This window comes from Pontimicrobium sp. IMCC45349, assembly GCF_047219225.1.
In the GTDB taxonomy this organism is placed as follows: Bacteria; Bacteroidota; Bacteroidia; order Flavobacteriales; family Flavobacteriaceae; genus IMCC45349.
Map to the genome: position 1 here is coordinate 200,664 of NZ_CP178208.1, position 18,844 is coordinate 219,507.

Consider the following 18,844-nt stretch of genomic DNA (forward strand, 5'->3'; position numbering starts at 1 on the left):
AAATTTATGTGCCGATTTTACACCCAACAAAGATATTTATAATGTTCTTTTTAGACAACAATAAATTATCATATTTGAACATATATTGTAAAAAGTATCGTTTTTGACTACATTTGCTAAACAATTACAAGTTAATGAACGTAGGAACCAACATAAGAACTTTAAGAGAACAGCGTAATATTAAACAGCAAGAGATTGCCGACTTAATTGGTATGCATCGTTCTAATTACAGCAAGATTGAGAACGGACAGCGTGAGATTTCCGTTAGTGCGTTGGATAAGATTGCTCGTTTTTTCAATATTACTATTGACGAGCTTGTGCATTTGGATGGCGACTTGCCACAAGAAGTTGATATTGAGGACAAAACCACAATGGAACAACTAAAACTAATGCAAGAACTGGACGAGGAAGAACGCTCTATGATTTTTAAAATGATTGATTCTTTCCTGACCAAAAAGAAGTTCAAAGACTTTTTTAATAAAAATGTAGCTTCGCTTTAAAACATAAAAAAACCGCTCATTTCGAGCGGTTTGTAATTTTATGGAACTAAATAAGCTTCTACTTTTGGAAAAAACTTTTTCAAAGCTTTGTCTTTATATTTAGCTCCTCCATACTCCAAACCTACATCTAAATAGGACTTAATCTTATTTTTTTCCTTACTTGTTAATACTCCTAAAGATTTAACATAAAAATCTTCTCCTACTTTTTCTATAATCTGAACCAAAACAGTACCGTGTTCGTAACTGGCTGAATCATAAATAGAAAGCAAACTTATTTCTTTTAAGGCATCTTTATTTTTTGCTAATGATTTTTCAATTAAATCGCAATAATTATTGGTATTGATATCTAATAGTTCAGAAACCGTAATTCCTTGACAATCGCTATGTCTTTTACAAGAAAAGCTTATCATCAAAAAAAGTATTATAAATAAATTTATTTTTTTCATTAATTAGATTTCTTTTTAGGTTTAGGGTTTTGCCCAGAGACTGTCATTGTTCCATATATTGTCAATCTTGAAAAAGGATTCAAACCTTGCCTTCCTCTTTTATCATTAACAGTCCTTGTTTTTGTAGTTTTTATAATTTTATTTAAAACATTCCATTCATTTTTCTTTTGTTTTTGCTCTTCATCAGTTCCTCTGCTACATAGAGTAACACAACCGTGACTCGTACTTCCTAAATGCAATCTAAACCCATCCCTTAATTCACCATCGCTGTTTTTTTCATTTTCATTATCATAGCGGTCATTATGAGGCTTGTTATCTTTTGGGTCAAGTCTATACCAGTCAGGTGCGTATGAGCTTGCTTCATTGTCTGTTACATCAAACTCCCCATTTGGGATTTCTTTTTGTGCATCAGTTTGACCGTAAGAAATATCGCCGTCAGAATCTGCTTGTCCTCCAGAAAACACGTCATTAATCACTAATATTTGATTGTATTTTTCTTCTCCTTCTTCAAAAGAGAATTTATAGTTATCTGCAGTAACCACTTTAGAATCCAATGAAGTATCCCATTTATCCTTATCATAAATATATAATTTGTTACGTTTCTTATCAAAATGAATAATTACTTCTTGCCCATCAGGGTCAATAAAATATGTAGGGTTATTCATTGTGTAGTTGTATGGACTATGCGAATAATACTTTTCTGATAAATTATCAATATTCATCCATCTACCTAAATCAGCTTGATAGTTTCTTGCTCCAAAATCCATCCAACCAAGTCCTAACTCATCATTTTCTTCTTTACCACCAAAGCCATACGGATGGTCTGTTCCATTAACAACATTATTATACCCTTTATGTTTTAAACCAAAAGGATAGTAGTTGTTTTCTTCTAAGATTTCTAAGCCTCCTTTTTCAATAAATACATTATCTACATAAAAATGGGTTTGTAGTCCTTGATTAATATTAGACTTATCAAACTTTAACCTTAATCTTGGGCCTGCCACTATAGTATGCGTATGTGTATATGTTCCTGTTGATAAATCATTATTTATAACATACCAATTAAGATGATTTCCATTAGCATCCAATTCTTGTAAAAACACGCGTACTAATGGTGTATCTCCTGTGTCTACATCTAAACTTATAGTTACTTCATCTCCTGGTGCAAAATCATCACCTACCTCAAATCTTGTTCCATTCCATTGATTTTGTACATTGACCTTTAATCTGCCATTATCTAACTCTACACTTCCATGTGTTTGGTTACCTGCAAATGTCCAACCATTGTGATGCTCATCAAATGTACTCTCTAATATAGACTGATAATCGCCATTAGTATCTTTAAATGCCAATCTAATGTTTCCTAAATGGTCTTTGTACTGGTAAGCATAATCATAACCTCCCTGTCCATCTGGTTCTACATAACCTTCTGGATGACTGAAAAATCTTAAATTCTCACCTGTTCCATCCTCCTCATAAATGAAGTTTCCTGCATATTTAGTAGTGGTTAAGGTTCCGTTGTCGTTCACAGTCTTTTTTAGTTTTACTCCTGAGGCATCGTAAATATACGAAATACTTCCATTAGCAAAGGTAACTGTACTTGGTAAATTTAAATGGTTATAGGTAATACTTGTAATGCCCTTGTTTTTATCCTCAATCATATTACCATTAGCATCATAAGCATAATCATTACCTGATGTATTACCATCATTAAAGCCTTCATTTGCCCATCCTGTTGTGTTATCTGTGACTTTATCTAACTGATTACCATTGTATGTATAAGCTAACTTATCAATCTCCACACCATTACCTACTCGACTCAATGTTAATATATTACCATTCTTATCATATTTCATCCCCAATAAATCAAATCCTGAACTCAAATTATAAAGACCTGCATTTCTTACGCCATAATCTGCATTTAATATACGGTTTAAATTATCGTATCTATAAGCATAACCTCTTGCCTCTACACCATTAGTCTGATCATTTACTGTTTTCCATATCGTCTCACTTATATTTCCATTGTATAACGCTATATAGTTACTTGGCGAATTGGTAACATCTTTTGTGTTATAGTTGAGCTTAAAACTAAATAAATCGTTACCTAATTGTTCTACATCATTAATCTGCTTTAACCAACCTCTAATATTATATGTATAGTCCACCGTTTGTAATGGAGATGCTGCGATACCTCCTACTCCTTTACTTTCCAATTGCCCTAATTCATCATAAGTGTTATTAACAATAGTCTCTGGCGTGTCTCCTGTAATGGTTTGTGTTTGGGTAAGCATACGTCCTGCATGGTCATATGTAAACGCATCGGTAATCTCTATAACTGCATTACCTGTTTTACTATGTGTACTCGTAGTCTCTAATACTTTTCCTGTAAAGTCAAAGTCACTTACTATAATATCGGTAGTAGCTAACTCATCATTTTTAGAGCCTACATATATAGCTTGTCCTTTATCGTCGTAATACGTAACACTAGTAATCCAATTATTAGTACCTAATACTTTTACCTTACTACCTGTTGGTAAGGTTTTAATATCATAACTTATTTGGTCACTATATATCGTTACACCTGGATCTGGTATCGCTGTGCTTAAGTGACTGTTATAACCATCATAATAATTAATACTCAACACCTCTACATCTGAACGTGGATAGGCTTGATTATCGTAAAATATTTGTGTTCCTGATATATAATGAATCGTTCCTGTAGACGTTTCATTTAAATTTGTTTCTGAGTTTAATATCTGTGACAGTTCTAGTCTTGTCTCATCTTTTTGATTTAAAAATCTACCTGTATAAACCACACGCCCAAAAGCATCGTACTTTGTAAATAACCAATCATTATCTACTCGTAATAAAGCGTCTTGGGTTAAGACTGGACGGTCTAACTTATCATAAACAATATATTCCCAATCTTTTTGTGGTATTTTCTTCTCAATTAATCGATTACGCTTATCGTAATGATACTGGTAACATAAATCATCTAACTCTGATGTTACTACTGTATACGATGGTAAAGACACAGTAAAACTCTGATTTATGCCTGACATAGAAACAGCTCCAGATCCTGATAAATATAAATAACCATTTAAAATTGAAACCGTATAACTATAACCCATTCCTGAAAACGTCCCAATCATCATATCTGGAATATTCCCATTTAATTGGGCAATAGGTCCTGTCTCTAACCCTATAGAGGCTCCAAAAGTAATATTATTAAAGTTGATGGTAAGCTCCTCATTAATATGGTCTAAATCTACTTCAATACCTTTTATACATGTAGTTACTGGACTTCCCTCTCTATCTTTTGGTACCAATACAGAACAATCTAATATTTGTACAAAAGATTTTTTATAAGTAGTAGAACTCAAAATACGGTCTGTCCCTAAAGGTGATAACACATAAGTTAAGTTTCCATAATCGTCATAGACATAATAGGTGTCATGTTCTATTACAGCCCCAAAACTTTCGTTATAGGTACGCTTTAAAATTACACGGCCTTGCTTATCCTTAAACTCTTCCGTTGTATGTAGTTTATCAAATTGTGTAGAGCCTGTAGGTTGCCAGTTCTCATCCTTGGTAATGGTTTTATAAAGCTCATTAGCTGCATAATTACCATCATAAAACAATTGTGGTTGCTCGGTATTTCCTGTTGGAAATATCACTCGATATAAATCTACTTCGCCTGTAACATTAGTTTGATAATCAAACTTTATAGTATGGTCTGTATCTGAATTTGCATCTAACTTCCAATCGGCTCCTGGTGCGCCTTGTTCTAACACACGGTTTAGTGGAGATGCTTCAAAAGATTGCTCTGAATAGGCATTGATACTCGTTAATGTTAATTGATCTTCTGGAAACTTCCCTACATAATAGGCTTCTAAATCTGTAAGTAATTGGGGCGGATCATTAAAAGATAAAGATCCTGATGTACTTTGAGACGCATTAGCATATGGTAAATAACTTAATGGTTGTCTGCCTAATGCATCATAAATCATTGGTGTAATAATATCTTGCCTGTTCCCTCCTGCTTGTTTGGCTATGCTCTGAATTGGTCTGCCTAAACCATCATAATACGTAATACTCTCTATCTTATCGTCATCCACTAAATCAGTAGTAGTACCTGCTTTATGCTCTCCATCTGTAGTCTTTACTTGATAAACAGTCGTCTTTACATAGTTCTCTGTCGTGGTTGCTGTTTGTGCCATCACTAACGATGACATTAATAATATTGCTAATGTGCTTATACTTTTTCTCATGGTCATCTTAGTTTTGTGGTCTGTAGTTATACTCGTTCTTACTCAATATGTTATTATCCTTATCCTTGACATATTCCAACCTGCCAAAGGCATCATACTCATAATACATAACATAACCCTTAGGATCCGTAACACTGGTTACGCCTACCAATGGCTCGTAAGTAAAGGTCGTTACTTGAGCATTGGATAATTGTGTGCGAAGATTTGATGATTGTGTTGGTGATAATTCATTATTTGCTAAATCAAAACCTACTCCTAATACACCTTCAATATCTGCATAGGTAGCATTTACTACTTTGGCTACTGGAACTGTATTATTATAACCCCAGATATAACTTATATGTGTTCCATCTGCTTTACTTACCTCTAACGGATTTCCATAACTATCGTACTTGTGATATTCTATTCGGGTTTCTAATTGCTCATTACCTTTAGAAACAATCACTTCGTTTGGTAATACCAAATCGGTCTCTGGTTCGAAATATTGAGTATGTGCAGTAGCTATAAGTTCTCCATTTTTAAATTGTTCGGTGGCTAAAACTTCATTAATCTTATTTAATGCATTTAACCTTGATACCATTGAAGAACTATAACCACTTGGTAAACTAACATCAACAGGATAATAATATTTGGTCTTATAAGTATTAGTAACTCCCTTTTCGATATAATCTATATCTTGCTCCTTTATTTGAAAGTTATCATCATTATAAGTAAAGGTTTTATCAACCTCTGTACTAAACTGATTATCATCCTCATCATAAAAATAGTCTGTAGTTTTTGTAGAAACTAATTTTGCCCAACCAGATGTTATATTATCCTCTAAAAAATAATAAGCTTGACCACCACAATTTTCATAATAAAAAATACAGTCAGCATCACAATCAATAAGACTAACACATTGTTTCAATCTATTTCCAGGAGTTTTATTTAAAAAAGTACTATATGACCCTTGATAAAACCTTTTCCATTCACATAAAACATCATACAATCTATATGTAGGAGCTATATTTTCTTCTAAAAAACTATACGTATTAATCGTTTCACGTAATTTTCCTTTTGGTTCCGCCCCTGGTAAAGAAGGTGAATTATTTTCTAAAAAAACTTGTTCTTTCAACAATAATCCTCTTTTAAAATCAATATTTGGAGCAGGTTGATAAGGATAATCAAAAACATCAGCTTGACTTGCATAATCTTGAGCTGAAGTGAAGAAATACCTCGTATATCCATTATTATCCTCTGATACCTTTACAGTTTTATAACCAACATATTGTCCTTTTGTTAGTTCAACATTCAATCCTTTTGTGTACACTTTATAATCGAGACTTTGTACCGACAAATACTCTCCATAGCATACTTCTTCAGTCTCGAATAAAAACTCCTTTAAAGTTTTAGTATATTCTTTATGCAACCCTTTTATATCTCCATCTATGGCTCCTGATGAGCAATAATCATCTTCTATATCAGAATAATCGTATGAAATCTTTCTAGAAGGTAAAGTTTCAGGTAAATCGTCATCTTTAAAAATGATTTCTTTAATACGAACACCTCCACCGTAAACAAACTTATTAACAGGACTTATAAAGGTTTTAATATTAAAACAAATATCTAAGTCCATATGCGCACAATCATCCATCATTATAAAACGAATCTCATAATTTCCTTCAGGAATAGTAAAACGTACTTCTTGTTTATCTAATTGAATATTGTTTTCATAACTATTATTTGAGAAATCAGTTCCCTTAATTTGTATAAGTGCATTAAAAAGAACATTTTGGTCATTATTTATACAGTTTCCATGATCAATAACATAACTACTTCTTTTAAAAATAATCTCTTGTTCTTGTTCAATAAAAATTTGTTCAGGTATTAAATTAGGATTGCTTGCGCTATTATCAAAAGTGCTATCAAATGAAAAAGAAACTCCTCCACCTGAAACCCAATTATCTGGATTTAGTGCTCTGTATTCATCGTCACTTAACTTAACAGCTACATTATTTTGTCCAGGAAGCACATTAGTAGTTTGGCTCTGATATGTTATTTCATGATGTTCAAACTCAAACTCTTTTACACCGCCAGTTGGGTAAACAATCTTTTTAATCAATCCTTTTTTAATAGCTTCCTTATCAAATGGTGTTCTATTACATGTAGAAGAAGATATTATAGGTTCTCCACTACTATTATATCCCCAATTATCACTAGGAGAACCAAATGAAGGTAACCCTTCCTTATCAGTATAAAAAATCTCATATGAGTTAGATAAACCACCAGCCAACTCCGTTAATCCTACCAACCACAATCGATTATCACTTTCATATGATAGTGAATAACTCTTCTTTACTACATTATTATTTTTAACAACAACTCCTCCTAAACTTAATCCTCCTGTTTCTGGGTGGCTTACACCTAAATTAAAATCAATACTTGTTGAATCTCTGAAATTTATTTTTTTCAGCTTTTTTGTAACTCCATAAGTAGTATTATAAGCTATACTTTCTTTTAAAGGTAATACTGTTAAATTATATGGATTCTGAATCATATCATTCCAAAATGTAGGTCTATCGATAAATTCATTTAATGTTCTTGAAACAGAAACTTGAAATGATTCATATAAATCTTGATATTCAAAACTTACCAGTTCTTTTGAATTACTACTTTCTACCTTTGACAAAAACCAAGCATTCCTTGTTAAATACTGTTGACCCATTCCTTGATATTCTTGAGTACCATTTAACTTTTCAACAGCAATAAAAGGTTCAGTCATTAATTCCTCAATAACATCAAAGTAGTATTTATTTCCCTTAACGTCTGTAATTACAAATCCCTTTAATTCAAATGTTGATAAATCATAATCTATTTCTATATCAACATTTAAATCCTTAGTTAACAACCTAGTTATTAAAGTATTAGACAAGACATCTTTTACAATCACAAAACGTCCTGTTAATCCTAAAACGTTAAACTGAAATAAATCTAACTGATAATCATACAAATCGTGATTATTCCCAGCTGCGTTCCATAAAAATTCAGCTTTATCATCAATATTTGTAGTATTTTCATAATTCCAAAAGTCATTATTATGAAAAACTCCAGTACCCTTAGAAGGATTTGGAGCTCCTTTCATTTTTTCATCTGGCAATCCTCTTACTGTTCGAGAAACAACACCTCCTGCCTCTAAACTCCAACCAGTTCCTACCCAACCTGATCTGTTATCAATTTTAATGCCTTGTGTATTATAACTTAAAGCAATATTAATTCCTAAATCACCACTAATTGATTTACTGTAAAGTGGAATTGAAATATTAGGCTGCCCAGTATATTGACTTACTGGCACTTCCTCAAATTGCATCAAATTAGCAACTGTTGGAGATGGAGGAATAATTTCAGGCAACTCAACATTATTTGTTCCTGACATTTGAGCACTAACACTACATGAAATCCATATAGCTATTAAAAAAAACACTTTTTTCATAATTTAGGTATTATTATTATTTTTATCTAATATTTTATACCTGTAAATTATTCAAAACCTACACTTCAACAGTAATGATTAACCTTACAATCTATACTTAAAAAGGTTATTTTTAATAATGCTTTTACATTTTTAAATAATAGTTTTCAATAAGATAACTAGTCGACATACATGATTATAAAAAAATAATTATTTTTATCATACTAAATTTTAATAATCAGAAAACTAATTCTGCATACGTTTTGCATACAATTCTGCATACGATTTTTAAAATATATGGCTGTTGAGCCCAATAAAATGGTTTATAAAACTTTTTAACTTGAGTTCATAACCCAGAGGTCCCGAGTTCAAATCTCGGTCTCGCTACAAAGTAAAAGCTAGATACAATTTGTATCTAGCTTTTTTTATTGACACAATTCAAATCCAAATTTAGAAAACTATCTCTTATATTTTTTCCAAAACATTTTTGCACAAAAAAACAACTTAAACCATTGATTTACAAAGTTTAAAGAAGATTTTAGCAATTTATCGATAAAATTGCTCTATTAAGTCTTCTAGCAGTAATTTTACACCCTCCCTCTTTGATTTACAGCTAATTACATATAAAAAAGCTTAAATCTATTAAGCCTTAACAGCTTATATAATTCCCAAATCTAAAACCCGTAAACAATGAAAAAATATTACTTAATATTAATTTTTCTTGTTTCAGTTATTTATAAATCAACTGGACAATGCTCACCTGATCTTACGCCTCCTAGTATTACGTGTCCCAGTAATCAAAATGTAAGTTTAGACAATAATTGTGAATATATTATAATTGATTTTACAGGATTAGCTACATCAAGTGATAATTGTGCTGTAGCATCAATTACACAATTACCTCCAGCAGGAACTATAATTACAACTAATACTCAAATTACATTAACAGTTACTGACACTGCTGGATTAACAGCTTCTTGTAATTTCACCGTTATTCCAACAGATCAAACACCGCCAACCATAACGTGTCCTAGCAATCAAATCATTGCGCTAGATGCTAGTTGTAATGCTACGCTTCCTGACTATACTACTGGTGTGGCTGCTGATAATTGTAGCGTCTCTGTTACACAGTCGCCTGCTCCTGGAACTTCTTATAATGGGGAACAAATCATTACGGTAACACTAACTGCGGATGATGGTAATGGAAATTCTGTTAACTGTAACTTTGATGTCGATCTGCAAGATCAAACGCCGCCAACCATAACCTGTCCTAGCAATCAAATCATTGCGCTAGATGCTAGTTGTAATGCTACGCTTCCTGACTATACTACTGGTGTGGCTGCTGATAACTGTAATGTCTCTGTTACACAATCACCTGCTCCTGGAACTTCCTATAATGGGGAACAAATCATTACGGTAACACTAACTGCGGATGATGGTAATGGAAATTCTGTTAACTGTAACTTTGATGTCGATCTGCAAGATCAAACGCCGCCAACCATAACCTGTCCTAGCAATCAAATCATTGCGCTAGATGCTAGTTGTAATGCTACATTACCTGACTATACTACTGGTGTGGCTGCTGATAACTGTAATGTCTCTGTTACACAATCACCTGCTCCTGGAACTTCCTATAATGGGGAACAAATCATTACGGTAACACTAACTGCGGATGATGGTAATGGAAATTCTGTTAACTGTAACTTTGATGTTGATTTACAAGATCAAACACCGCCAACCATAACCTGTCCTAGCAATCAAATCATTGCGCTAGATGCTAGTTGTAATGCTACGCTTCCTGACTATACTACTGGTGTGGCTACTGATAATTGTAGCGTCTCTGTTACACAGTCGCCTGCTCCTGGAACTTCTTATAATGGGGAACAAATAATTACGGTAACACTAACTGCGGATGATGGTAATGGAAATTCTGTTAACTGTAACTTTGATGTTGATTTACAAGATCAAACACCGCCAACCATAACCTGTCCTAGCAATCAAATCATTGCGCTAGATGCTAGTTGTAATGCTACGCTTCCTGACTATACTACTGGTGTGGCTGCTGATAACTGTAATGTCTCTGTTACACAATCACCTGCTCCTGGAACTTCCTATAATGGGGAACAAATCATTACGGTAACACTAACTGCGGATGATGGTAATGGAAATTCTGTTAACTGTAACTTTGATGTCGATCTGCAAGATCAAACGCCGCCAACCATAACGTGTCCTAGCAATCAAATCATTGCGCTAGATGCTAGTTGTAATGCTACGCTTCCTGACTATACTACTGGTGTGGCTACTGATAATTGTAGCGTCTCTGTTACACAGTCGCCTGCTCCTGGAACTTCTTATAATGGGGAACAAATAATTACGGTAACACTAACTGCGGATGATGGTAATGGAAATACTGTTAACTGTAACTTTGATGTTGATTTACAAGATCAAACACCGCCAACCATAACCTGTCCTAGCAATCAAATCATTGCGCTAGATGCTAGTTGTAATGCTACGCTTCCTGACTATACTACTGGTGTGGCTGCTGATAACTGTAATGTCTCTGTTACACAATCACCTGCTCCTGGAACTTCCTATAATGGGGAACAAATCATTACGGTAACACTAACTGCGGATGATGGTAATGGAAATTCTGTTAACTGTAACTTTGATGTCGATCTGCAAGATCAAACGCCGCCAACCATAACGTGTCCTAGCAATCAAATCATTGCGCTAGATGCTAGTTGTAATGCTACGCTTCCTGACTATACTACTGGTGTGGCTACTGATAATTGTAGCGTCTCTGTTACACAGTCGCCTGCTCCTGGAACTTCTTATAATGGGGAACAAATAATTACGGTAACACTAACTGCGGATGATGGTAATGGAAATACTGTTAACTGTAACTTTGATGTCGATCTGCAAGATCAAACACCGCCAGCCATAACGTGTCCTAGCAATCAAATCATTGCGCTAGATACTAGTTGTAATGCTACATTACCTGACTATACTGCTGGTGTGGCTACTGATAACTGTAATGTCTCTGTTACACAATCACCTGCTCCTGGAACTTCTTATAATGGGGAACAAATCATTACGGTAACACTAACTGCGGATGATGGTAATGGAAATACTGTTAACTGTAACTTTGATGTCGATCTGCAAGATCAAACACCGCCAACCATAACCTGTCCTAGCAATCAAATCATTGCGCTAGATACTAGTTGTAATGCTACATTACCTGACTATACTGCTGGTGTGGCTACTGATAATTGTAGCGTCTCTGTTACACAGTCGCCTGCTCCTGGAACTTCTTATAATGGGGAACAAATCATTACGGTAACACTAACTGCGGATGATGGTAATGGAAATTCTGTTAACTGTAACTTTGATGTTGATTTACAAGATCAAACACCGCCAACCATAACCTGTCCTAGCAATCAAATCATTGCGCTAGATGCTAGTTGTAATGCTACGCTTCCTGACTATACTACTGGTGTGGCTGCTGATAACTGTAATGTCTCTGTTACACAATCACCTGCTCCTGGAACTTCCTATAATGGGGAACAAATCATTACGGTAACACTAACTGCGGATGATGGTAATGGAAATTCTGTTAACTGTAACTTTGATGTTGATTTACAAGATCAAACACCGCCAACCATAACCTGTCCTAGCAATCAAATCATTGCGCTAGATGCTAGTTGTAATGCTACGCTTCCTGACTATACTACTGGTGTGGCTACTGATAATTGTAGCGTCTCTGTTACACAGTCGCCTGCTCCTGGAACTTCTTATAATGGGGAACAAATAATTACGGTAACACTAACTGCGGATGATGGTAATGGAAATTCTGTTAACTGTAACTTTGATGTTGATTTACAAGATCAAACACCGCCAACCATAACCTGTCCTAGCAATCAAATCATTGCGCTAGATGCTAGTTGTAATGCTACGCTTCCTGACTATACTACTGGTGTGGCTGCTGATAACTGTAATGTCTCTGTTACACAATCACCTGCTCCTGGAACTTCCTATAATGGGGAACAAATCATTACGGTAACACTAACTGCGGATGATGGTAATGGAAATTCTGTTAACTGTAACTTTGATGTCGATCTGCAAGATCAAACGCCGCCAACCATAACCTGTCCTAGCAATCAAATCATTGCGCTAGATGCTAGTTGTAATGCTACGCTTCCTGACTATACTACTGGTGTGGCTACTGATAATTGTAGCGTCTCTGTTACACAGTCGCCTGCTCCTGGAACTTCTTATAATGGGGAACAAATAATTACGGTAACACTAACTGCGGATGATGGTAATGGAAATACTGTTAACTGTAACTTTGATGTCGATCTGCAAGATCAAACACCGCCAGCCATAACGTGTCCTAGCAATCAAATCATTGCGCTAGATACTAGTTGTAATGCTACATTACCTGACTATACTGCTGGTGTGGCTACTGATAACTGTAATGTCTCTGTTACACAATCACCTGCTCCTGGAACTTCTTATAATGGGGAACAAATCATTACGGTAACACTAACTGCGGATGATGGTAATGGAAATACTGTTAACTGTAACTTTGATGTCGATCTGCAAGATCAAACACCGCCAACCATAACCTGTCCTAGCAATCAAATCATTGCGCTAGATACTAGTTGTAATGCTACATTACCTGACTATACTGCTGGTGTGGCTACTGATAATTGTAGCGTCTCTGTTACACAGTCGCCTGCTCCTGGAACTTCTTATAATGGGGAACAAATCATTACGGTAACACTAACTGCGGATGATGGTAATGGAAATTCTGTTAACTGTAACTTTGATGTCGATCTGCAAGATCAAACGCCGCCAACCATAACCTGTCCTAGCAATCAAATCATTGCGCTAGATGCTAGTTGTAATGCTACGCTTCCTGACTATACTACTGGTGTGGCTACTGATAATTGTAGCGTCTCTGTTACACAGTCGCCTGCTCCTGGAACTTCTTATAATGGGGAACAAATAATTACGGTAACACTAACTGCGGATGATGGTAATGGAAATTCTGTTAACTGTAACTTTGATGTTGATTTACAAGATCAAACACCGCCAACCATAACCTGTCCTAGCAATCAAATCATTGCGCTAGATGCTAGTTGTAATGCTACGCTTCCTGACTATACTACTGGTGTGGCTACTGATAATTGTAGCGTCTCTGTTACACAGTCGCCTGCTCCTGGAACTTCTTATAATGGGGAACAAATAATTACGGTAACACTAACTGCGGATGATGGTAATGGAAATTCTGTTAACTGTAACTTTGATGTTGATTTACAAGATCAAACACCGCCAACCATAACCTGTCCTAGCAATCAAATCATTGCGCTAGATGCTAGTTGTAATGCTACGCTTCCTGACTATACTACTGGTGTGGCTACTGATAATTGTAGCGTCTCTGTTACACAGTCGCCTGCTCCTGGAACTTCTTATAATGGGGAACAAATAATTACGGTAACACTAACTGCGGATGATGGTAATGGAAATACTGTTAACTGTAACTTTGATGTCGATCTGCAAGATCAAACACCGCCAACAACTCCATCACTTCCTCTTATAACAGCTGAATGTAGTGCCAACTTAAGTGCACCAACAATAACAGATAATTGTGCTGGTACTATAACAGGAACAACAACAGATCCTACATCATATTCTAATCAAGGTGCATATGCTATTACTTGGTCATTTAATGATGGAAACGGAAATATTACTACTGCTATTCAAAACGTATTAATTAATGACACTACAGACCCTGTAGCTGTATGCCAAGATTTAACCATACAATTAAATGATACAAACGGTACAGCAACGATAACAGCATCACAAATAGACAATGGTTCATCTGATAATTGTGGGAATATAAATTTATCAATATCACAATCCACATTTGACTGTACTGATATTGGAGCAAATGTTATTGTGTTTACTGTAACTGACAACAATGGAAATACAGATATTTGTACATCAACAGTTACAGTTACTAGTCCAAATATAAGTGGAGGTACAATAACTGGCTATCTAAACAATACAGAAACCATTGCAGATGCAGATACACTTGTAGAAGTAACTGCTTGCCCAGATGAACCACAAAACGCTACATTTAACCTAACAGGATATAGTGGCTCTATAGTAAGATGGGAATCTTCACTAGATGGCGGCTTAAACTGGTCTACAATTGTTAATACAACTGATACATATTATTATGCTGATATAGTGCAAACTACATTAATAAGAGCTGTAATACAAATAGGTGCTTGTGAAGCTAGATCGTCTATAATGTATGTAGCTGTTATACCACCTGATGTTCCTCCAACTATTATTGGTCCTGATGAGTTTGATTCTTGTCTAGGAAACAGTATTACTGTTGAAGCGCAAAGTTCATTTGGAATAAATCCAGCTCTGGAAACAGGAGGTGAATTTAATACGGCAAACTTAAATAACTTAGGATGGTTAGTTGACGGTAATGCATCTTATTCAGCAAATGGTAACAATACTAATCCAACAATATGGAGAGGAACCAATGGTCCGAAAAACTTTGGAGGAAATTGCTATGACACTAACGATGGTAAATTTGCTATAGCTTACGATAGAGTGACTACATTTGAAACTCCAGTATTTAATACTTTAGGATTATCTACAGCTACCTTAGAGTTTGAGCAAGCTTATAACTTAAATTCAGGTGATTGGTGTAAAATTGAATTATCATTAGATGGAGGAGCAAGCTATCCTATAACACTAGACCCTGGAAATTCATATAATTATACTGGTCCTAGCGACTCAGGTTTTATCATTCAAAACATGTCTGGAAATAGTTGTGATAATGTACCTTCAACTTATGTAGACAATCCTGTTTTAATAGATCTTCAAAATTATATTGGTTTAGTAGGACTAAGAATAAAATTCACATTAAATGCTAATAATGGTAGTGTTTGGGCTTTAGAAAACATTAGAATTCCTGACGCACCTGTAGACGAAGTTATTGAATGGACAGATGCAAATGGAACAGTAGTTACTACTGGAGCTAGCACAACAATCACACCAGTAACTCCTGGAATTCAAACATTTGGAGTAACATCCTTAATTAATGGCTGTAGAGCTGATGGTGACGAAGGTACTGAATTTATAACCGTTAATTCTAGTTTAGCTTATGCAGGAAAAAATATTACTCCTGTTATTGGAGAGTGTGGTCAAGATACTGTAACATTAAATGCATACGACAATACACTTACTGCTGCTCAAAACATAGCTAATGGAGCATATGATAACAATTACATAACTGGAACTTATCCAGGAACTGGTGAAGCTGGTATTTGGGCTGTAGTTTCATCTCCAACAACTTGTAATGGCTCATATACGTTTTCAGATATTGGAGATCCAGCCTCTACATTTACTGGAGATGAAGGTACTTATACATTATCATGGACAGTTGCTGGATGCAGCAGTACCGTAGAAGTTACTTTAGAAGGTTGTCAAAGTATAGATTTTGATGGTATAAATGATTTTGTTGATTTTAAAAACAATTATAACTTAAATACAAACTTTAGTATTGAACTTTGGGTTAAACCTGAAAGTATTACTGGAACACAAACTTTAATATCTAAAAGAGACACAAATAATTTAACAACAGGATATGATTTAAGGCTTAATAATAATATCTTATCTTTTAATTGGAATGGAAGTGGAACTATTAATTCTTCCCCTTATACATTAAGTTCAAGCAGGTGGTACCATATAGCTATTACTTATAGTAATAATACATACAATTTATATGTAGATGGTGTTTTAATAAAAAATTCTAATGGAGCAGCTCCCGCCAACAATACCTTTAATTGTTTACTTGGAGCGATGAATCAAAACAACACTACTACAAATAGGTTTAATGGTTGGTTAGATGAAGTTCGTATTTGGAACACCACATTATCACAACAACAAATCCAACAAATGATGAATCAGGAAATTAATAATAATGGAGGTAATGTAATTGGCGCAACTGTTCCATTAGAAGTCTCAGGATTAGATTGGAATGATTTGGACGGTTACTATAGAATGGATATTAATTGTGGTGCACTTACACCAATTGCTGGAAACACTAGAGGATTATTAAGAAACATATACTCAGCTCAACAAGAAACAGCACCTCTTCCATATACTTCTGTTATTGATGGACAAAACTGGAGTACAGATAACACATGGACTCATCATAACGTATGGGATCCACCAAATAGCATAGGAATTGATGGTACAACTTCCATAGATTGGAATATTGCAAGAGTATCTCACAATATTAACTCAGGAGATAAAGATATTACTGTATTAGGCCTAATTTCCGATACAGCAAACAAAGAGCTTACAATATCTGATCCATTAACTACTCAAGACGAAACAAATAATGGTCAAAGCTTGCGAATAACTCATTATTTAAAGCTTGATGGAAATATTGATTTAATAGGAGAGTCACAACTTATCCAAGATGAAAATAGTATTCTAGACACTACAAGCTCAGGTAAACTAGAAAGAGACCAACAAGGCACAACTAATTTATATAATTACAACTATTGGAGTTCTCCTGTTAGTGCTATAAATACAAACTCAAACAACAACGACTATAGTGTTAACAATATATTGAAAGATGGTAGTGATACTAACAACCCGATAAATATTCATTGGACAGGTGCTTACAATGCAACTGGTAGCACCTCTCCTATTACATTGAGTAATTATTGGATTTTTGCTTACCAAAACTTTTTAGCTGGTTCTTATGCCGATTGGCAATACATTGGCCAAAATGGTGCACTGCCAGTTGGATTAAGTTTTACAATGAAAGGTAGTGGAGTTGGACATCCAATAACAGATGATCAAAATTATACTTTCGTTGGAAAACCAAACAACGGAACCATTACCAATCCTATTACTGCTGGGAATGAAGCTTTAGTAGGCAACCCTTACCCTTCTGCAATTGATGCCAATCAGTTTATTATTGAAAATGGTCCTTCAGGTGCTAATAGTATTAGTGGAACACTTTATTTCTGGGAGCATTATACTTCTAATAACACTCATATTCTAGAGGAGTATGAAGGCGGTTACGCTGCATTAAATCTATTAGGAGGTAATCCTGCAGTATCTCATCCAGATGTGAGTCAAAATGGAAGTCCAACAAAAACTCCTGGTAGATATATTCCAGTTGCCCAAGGTTTTTATGTAGGTTCAAGTAATTCTGGAGGTAATGTTACTTTTAATAATAGTCAAAGAACATTTATAAGAGAAACTTCACCTAACTCTACATTTATTAGGTCTAATAACCAAAATTTATACAATTCTAATAGAAACAATAACAATGAAGATAACTCAATTAAAAGAATTAGACTTGAATGTAAAACAACACAAGGTGCTATAAGATCTTTACTACTAGGATTTACTAATAACATAGCTACAAATGATGTTGACTATGGTTATGATGCTATTAACCTAGATAATTTTGCAAACGATGTCACGTTTATGATTAACAATGAAAAATATACAATTCAAGGTGTAGGTAATTTTAATGTAGATCAGCAATTTCCTCTAGGTATATTCTTAAGTAATCAAGGTAATGTAGAGATTTCTTTAAAAAGTATAGAAAACTTTGATTCTGAAATTGACATATATATTTATGATAGTTTACTAAATACTTACTCAGCAATCAATACAACTAGTTTTAACATTAATTTAGGTGCTCAAAATTATATTGATAGATTCTATCTAACTTTTAATACTGAAGACACATTGTCTAACCCAGAACTAGATAACAATAACATATTTATTAACTACTTAAATCAATCTAACGATATATATATTAAATCACCAATTAATATAATAAAAGAAGTTGTTTTGGTTAATATTCTAGGACAAAATATAATCTCTTGGGATTTCAATAACGAATATAATCCCGAAATTAGATTACCTATTAAATCTATTTCCGAGGGCACATATGTAGTTAAAATTATTACCAACACAGGTGTTTTAAGTAAAAAAATAATTATTAAATATTAGTTATCCTTAAAATAAGTAAGATAATACTTATATATTAACTTTTAAAAAACTGTATTTCATCGTATTTTTTAGTCGTTTCATAGATTGATTAACTTTTTAGATTAT

The 18,844-nt window shown here is 34.3% G+C and carries 5 protein-coding genes; 2 read left to right on the top strand and 3 right to left on the bottom strand.

Translation table 11 applies throughout. From position 1 onward, the window contains the following. Positions 1–134: 134 nt before the first annotated feature. Positions 135–500 carry a helix-turn-helix domain-containing protein gene (locus tag ACLII3_RS01040; protein WP_412985785.1) on the top strand — a complete coding sequence of 122 codons (366 nt, stop codon included), beginning with the start codon at positions 135–137 and terminating at the stop codon, positions 498–500. Positions 501–538: 38 nt separating this feature from the next. Here the strand turns inward: ACLII3_RS01040 and ACLII3_RS01045 are convergent, their stop codons facing one another. Genes ACLII3_RS01045 through ACLII3_RS01055 form a run of 3 tightly spaced genes read right to left on the bottom strand, consistent with a single transcriptional unit; the run spans position 539 to position 8,689 of the window. Then, complete coding sequence (locus tag ACLII3_RS01045) at positions 539–946, bottom strand: hypothetical protein (protein ID WP_412985787.1); 408 nt, start codon at positions 944–946, stop codon at positions 539–541. Further along, entirely contained in the window at positions 946–5,220 is a 4,275-nt protein-coding gene (locus ACLII3_RS01050; protein WP_412985788.1) for a DUF6443 domain-containing protein, read from the bottom strand. The genes ACLII3_RS01045 and ACLII3_RS01050 overlap by 1 nt, the downstream gene beginning before the upstream one ends. Positions 5,221–5,227: 7 nt before the next feature. Next, on the bottom strand, positions 5,228–8,689 hold the full coding sequence (locus ACLII3_RS01055) for a hypothetical protein (RefSeq protein ID WP_412985790.1): 3,462 nt from the start codon (positions 8,687–8,689) through the stop codon (positions 5,228–5,230). Positions 8,690–9,358: 669 nt separating this feature from the next. Between ACLII3_RS01055 and ACLII3_RS01060 the strand changes: the two genes are divergently transcribed. Next, positions 9,359–18,739: an HYR domain-containing protein gene (locus ACLII3_RS01060; RefSeq protein ID WP_412985792.1), complete on the top strand. Its 9,381-nt coding sequence runs from the start codon at positions 9,359–9,361 to the stop codon at positions 18,737–18,739. Positions 18,740–18,844 lie beyond the last annotated feature (105 nt).

Excerpts from the sequence above, each read along its gene's own strand:
- ACLII3_RS01040 (WP_412985785.1), top strand. The coding sequence starts at position 135 with ATGAACGTAGGAACCAACATAAGAACTTTAAGAGAACAGCGTAATATT.
- ACLII3_RS01045 (WP_412985787.1), bottom strand. The coding sequence starts at position 946 with ATGAAAAAAATAAATTTATTTATAATACTTTTTTTGATGATAAGCTTT.
- ACLII3_RS01050 (WP_412985788.1), bottom strand. The coding sequence starts at position 5,220 with ATGAGAAAAAGTATAAGCACATTAGCAATATTATTAATGTCATCGTTA.
- ACLII3_RS01055 (WP_412985790.1), bottom strand. The coding sequence starts at position 8,689 with ATGAAAAAAGTGTTTTTTTTAATAGCTATATGGATTTCATGTAGTGTT.
- ACLII3_RS01060 (WP_412985792.1), top strand. The coding sequence starts at position 9,359 with ATGAAAAAATATTACTTAATATTAATTTTTCTTGTTTCAGTTATTTAT.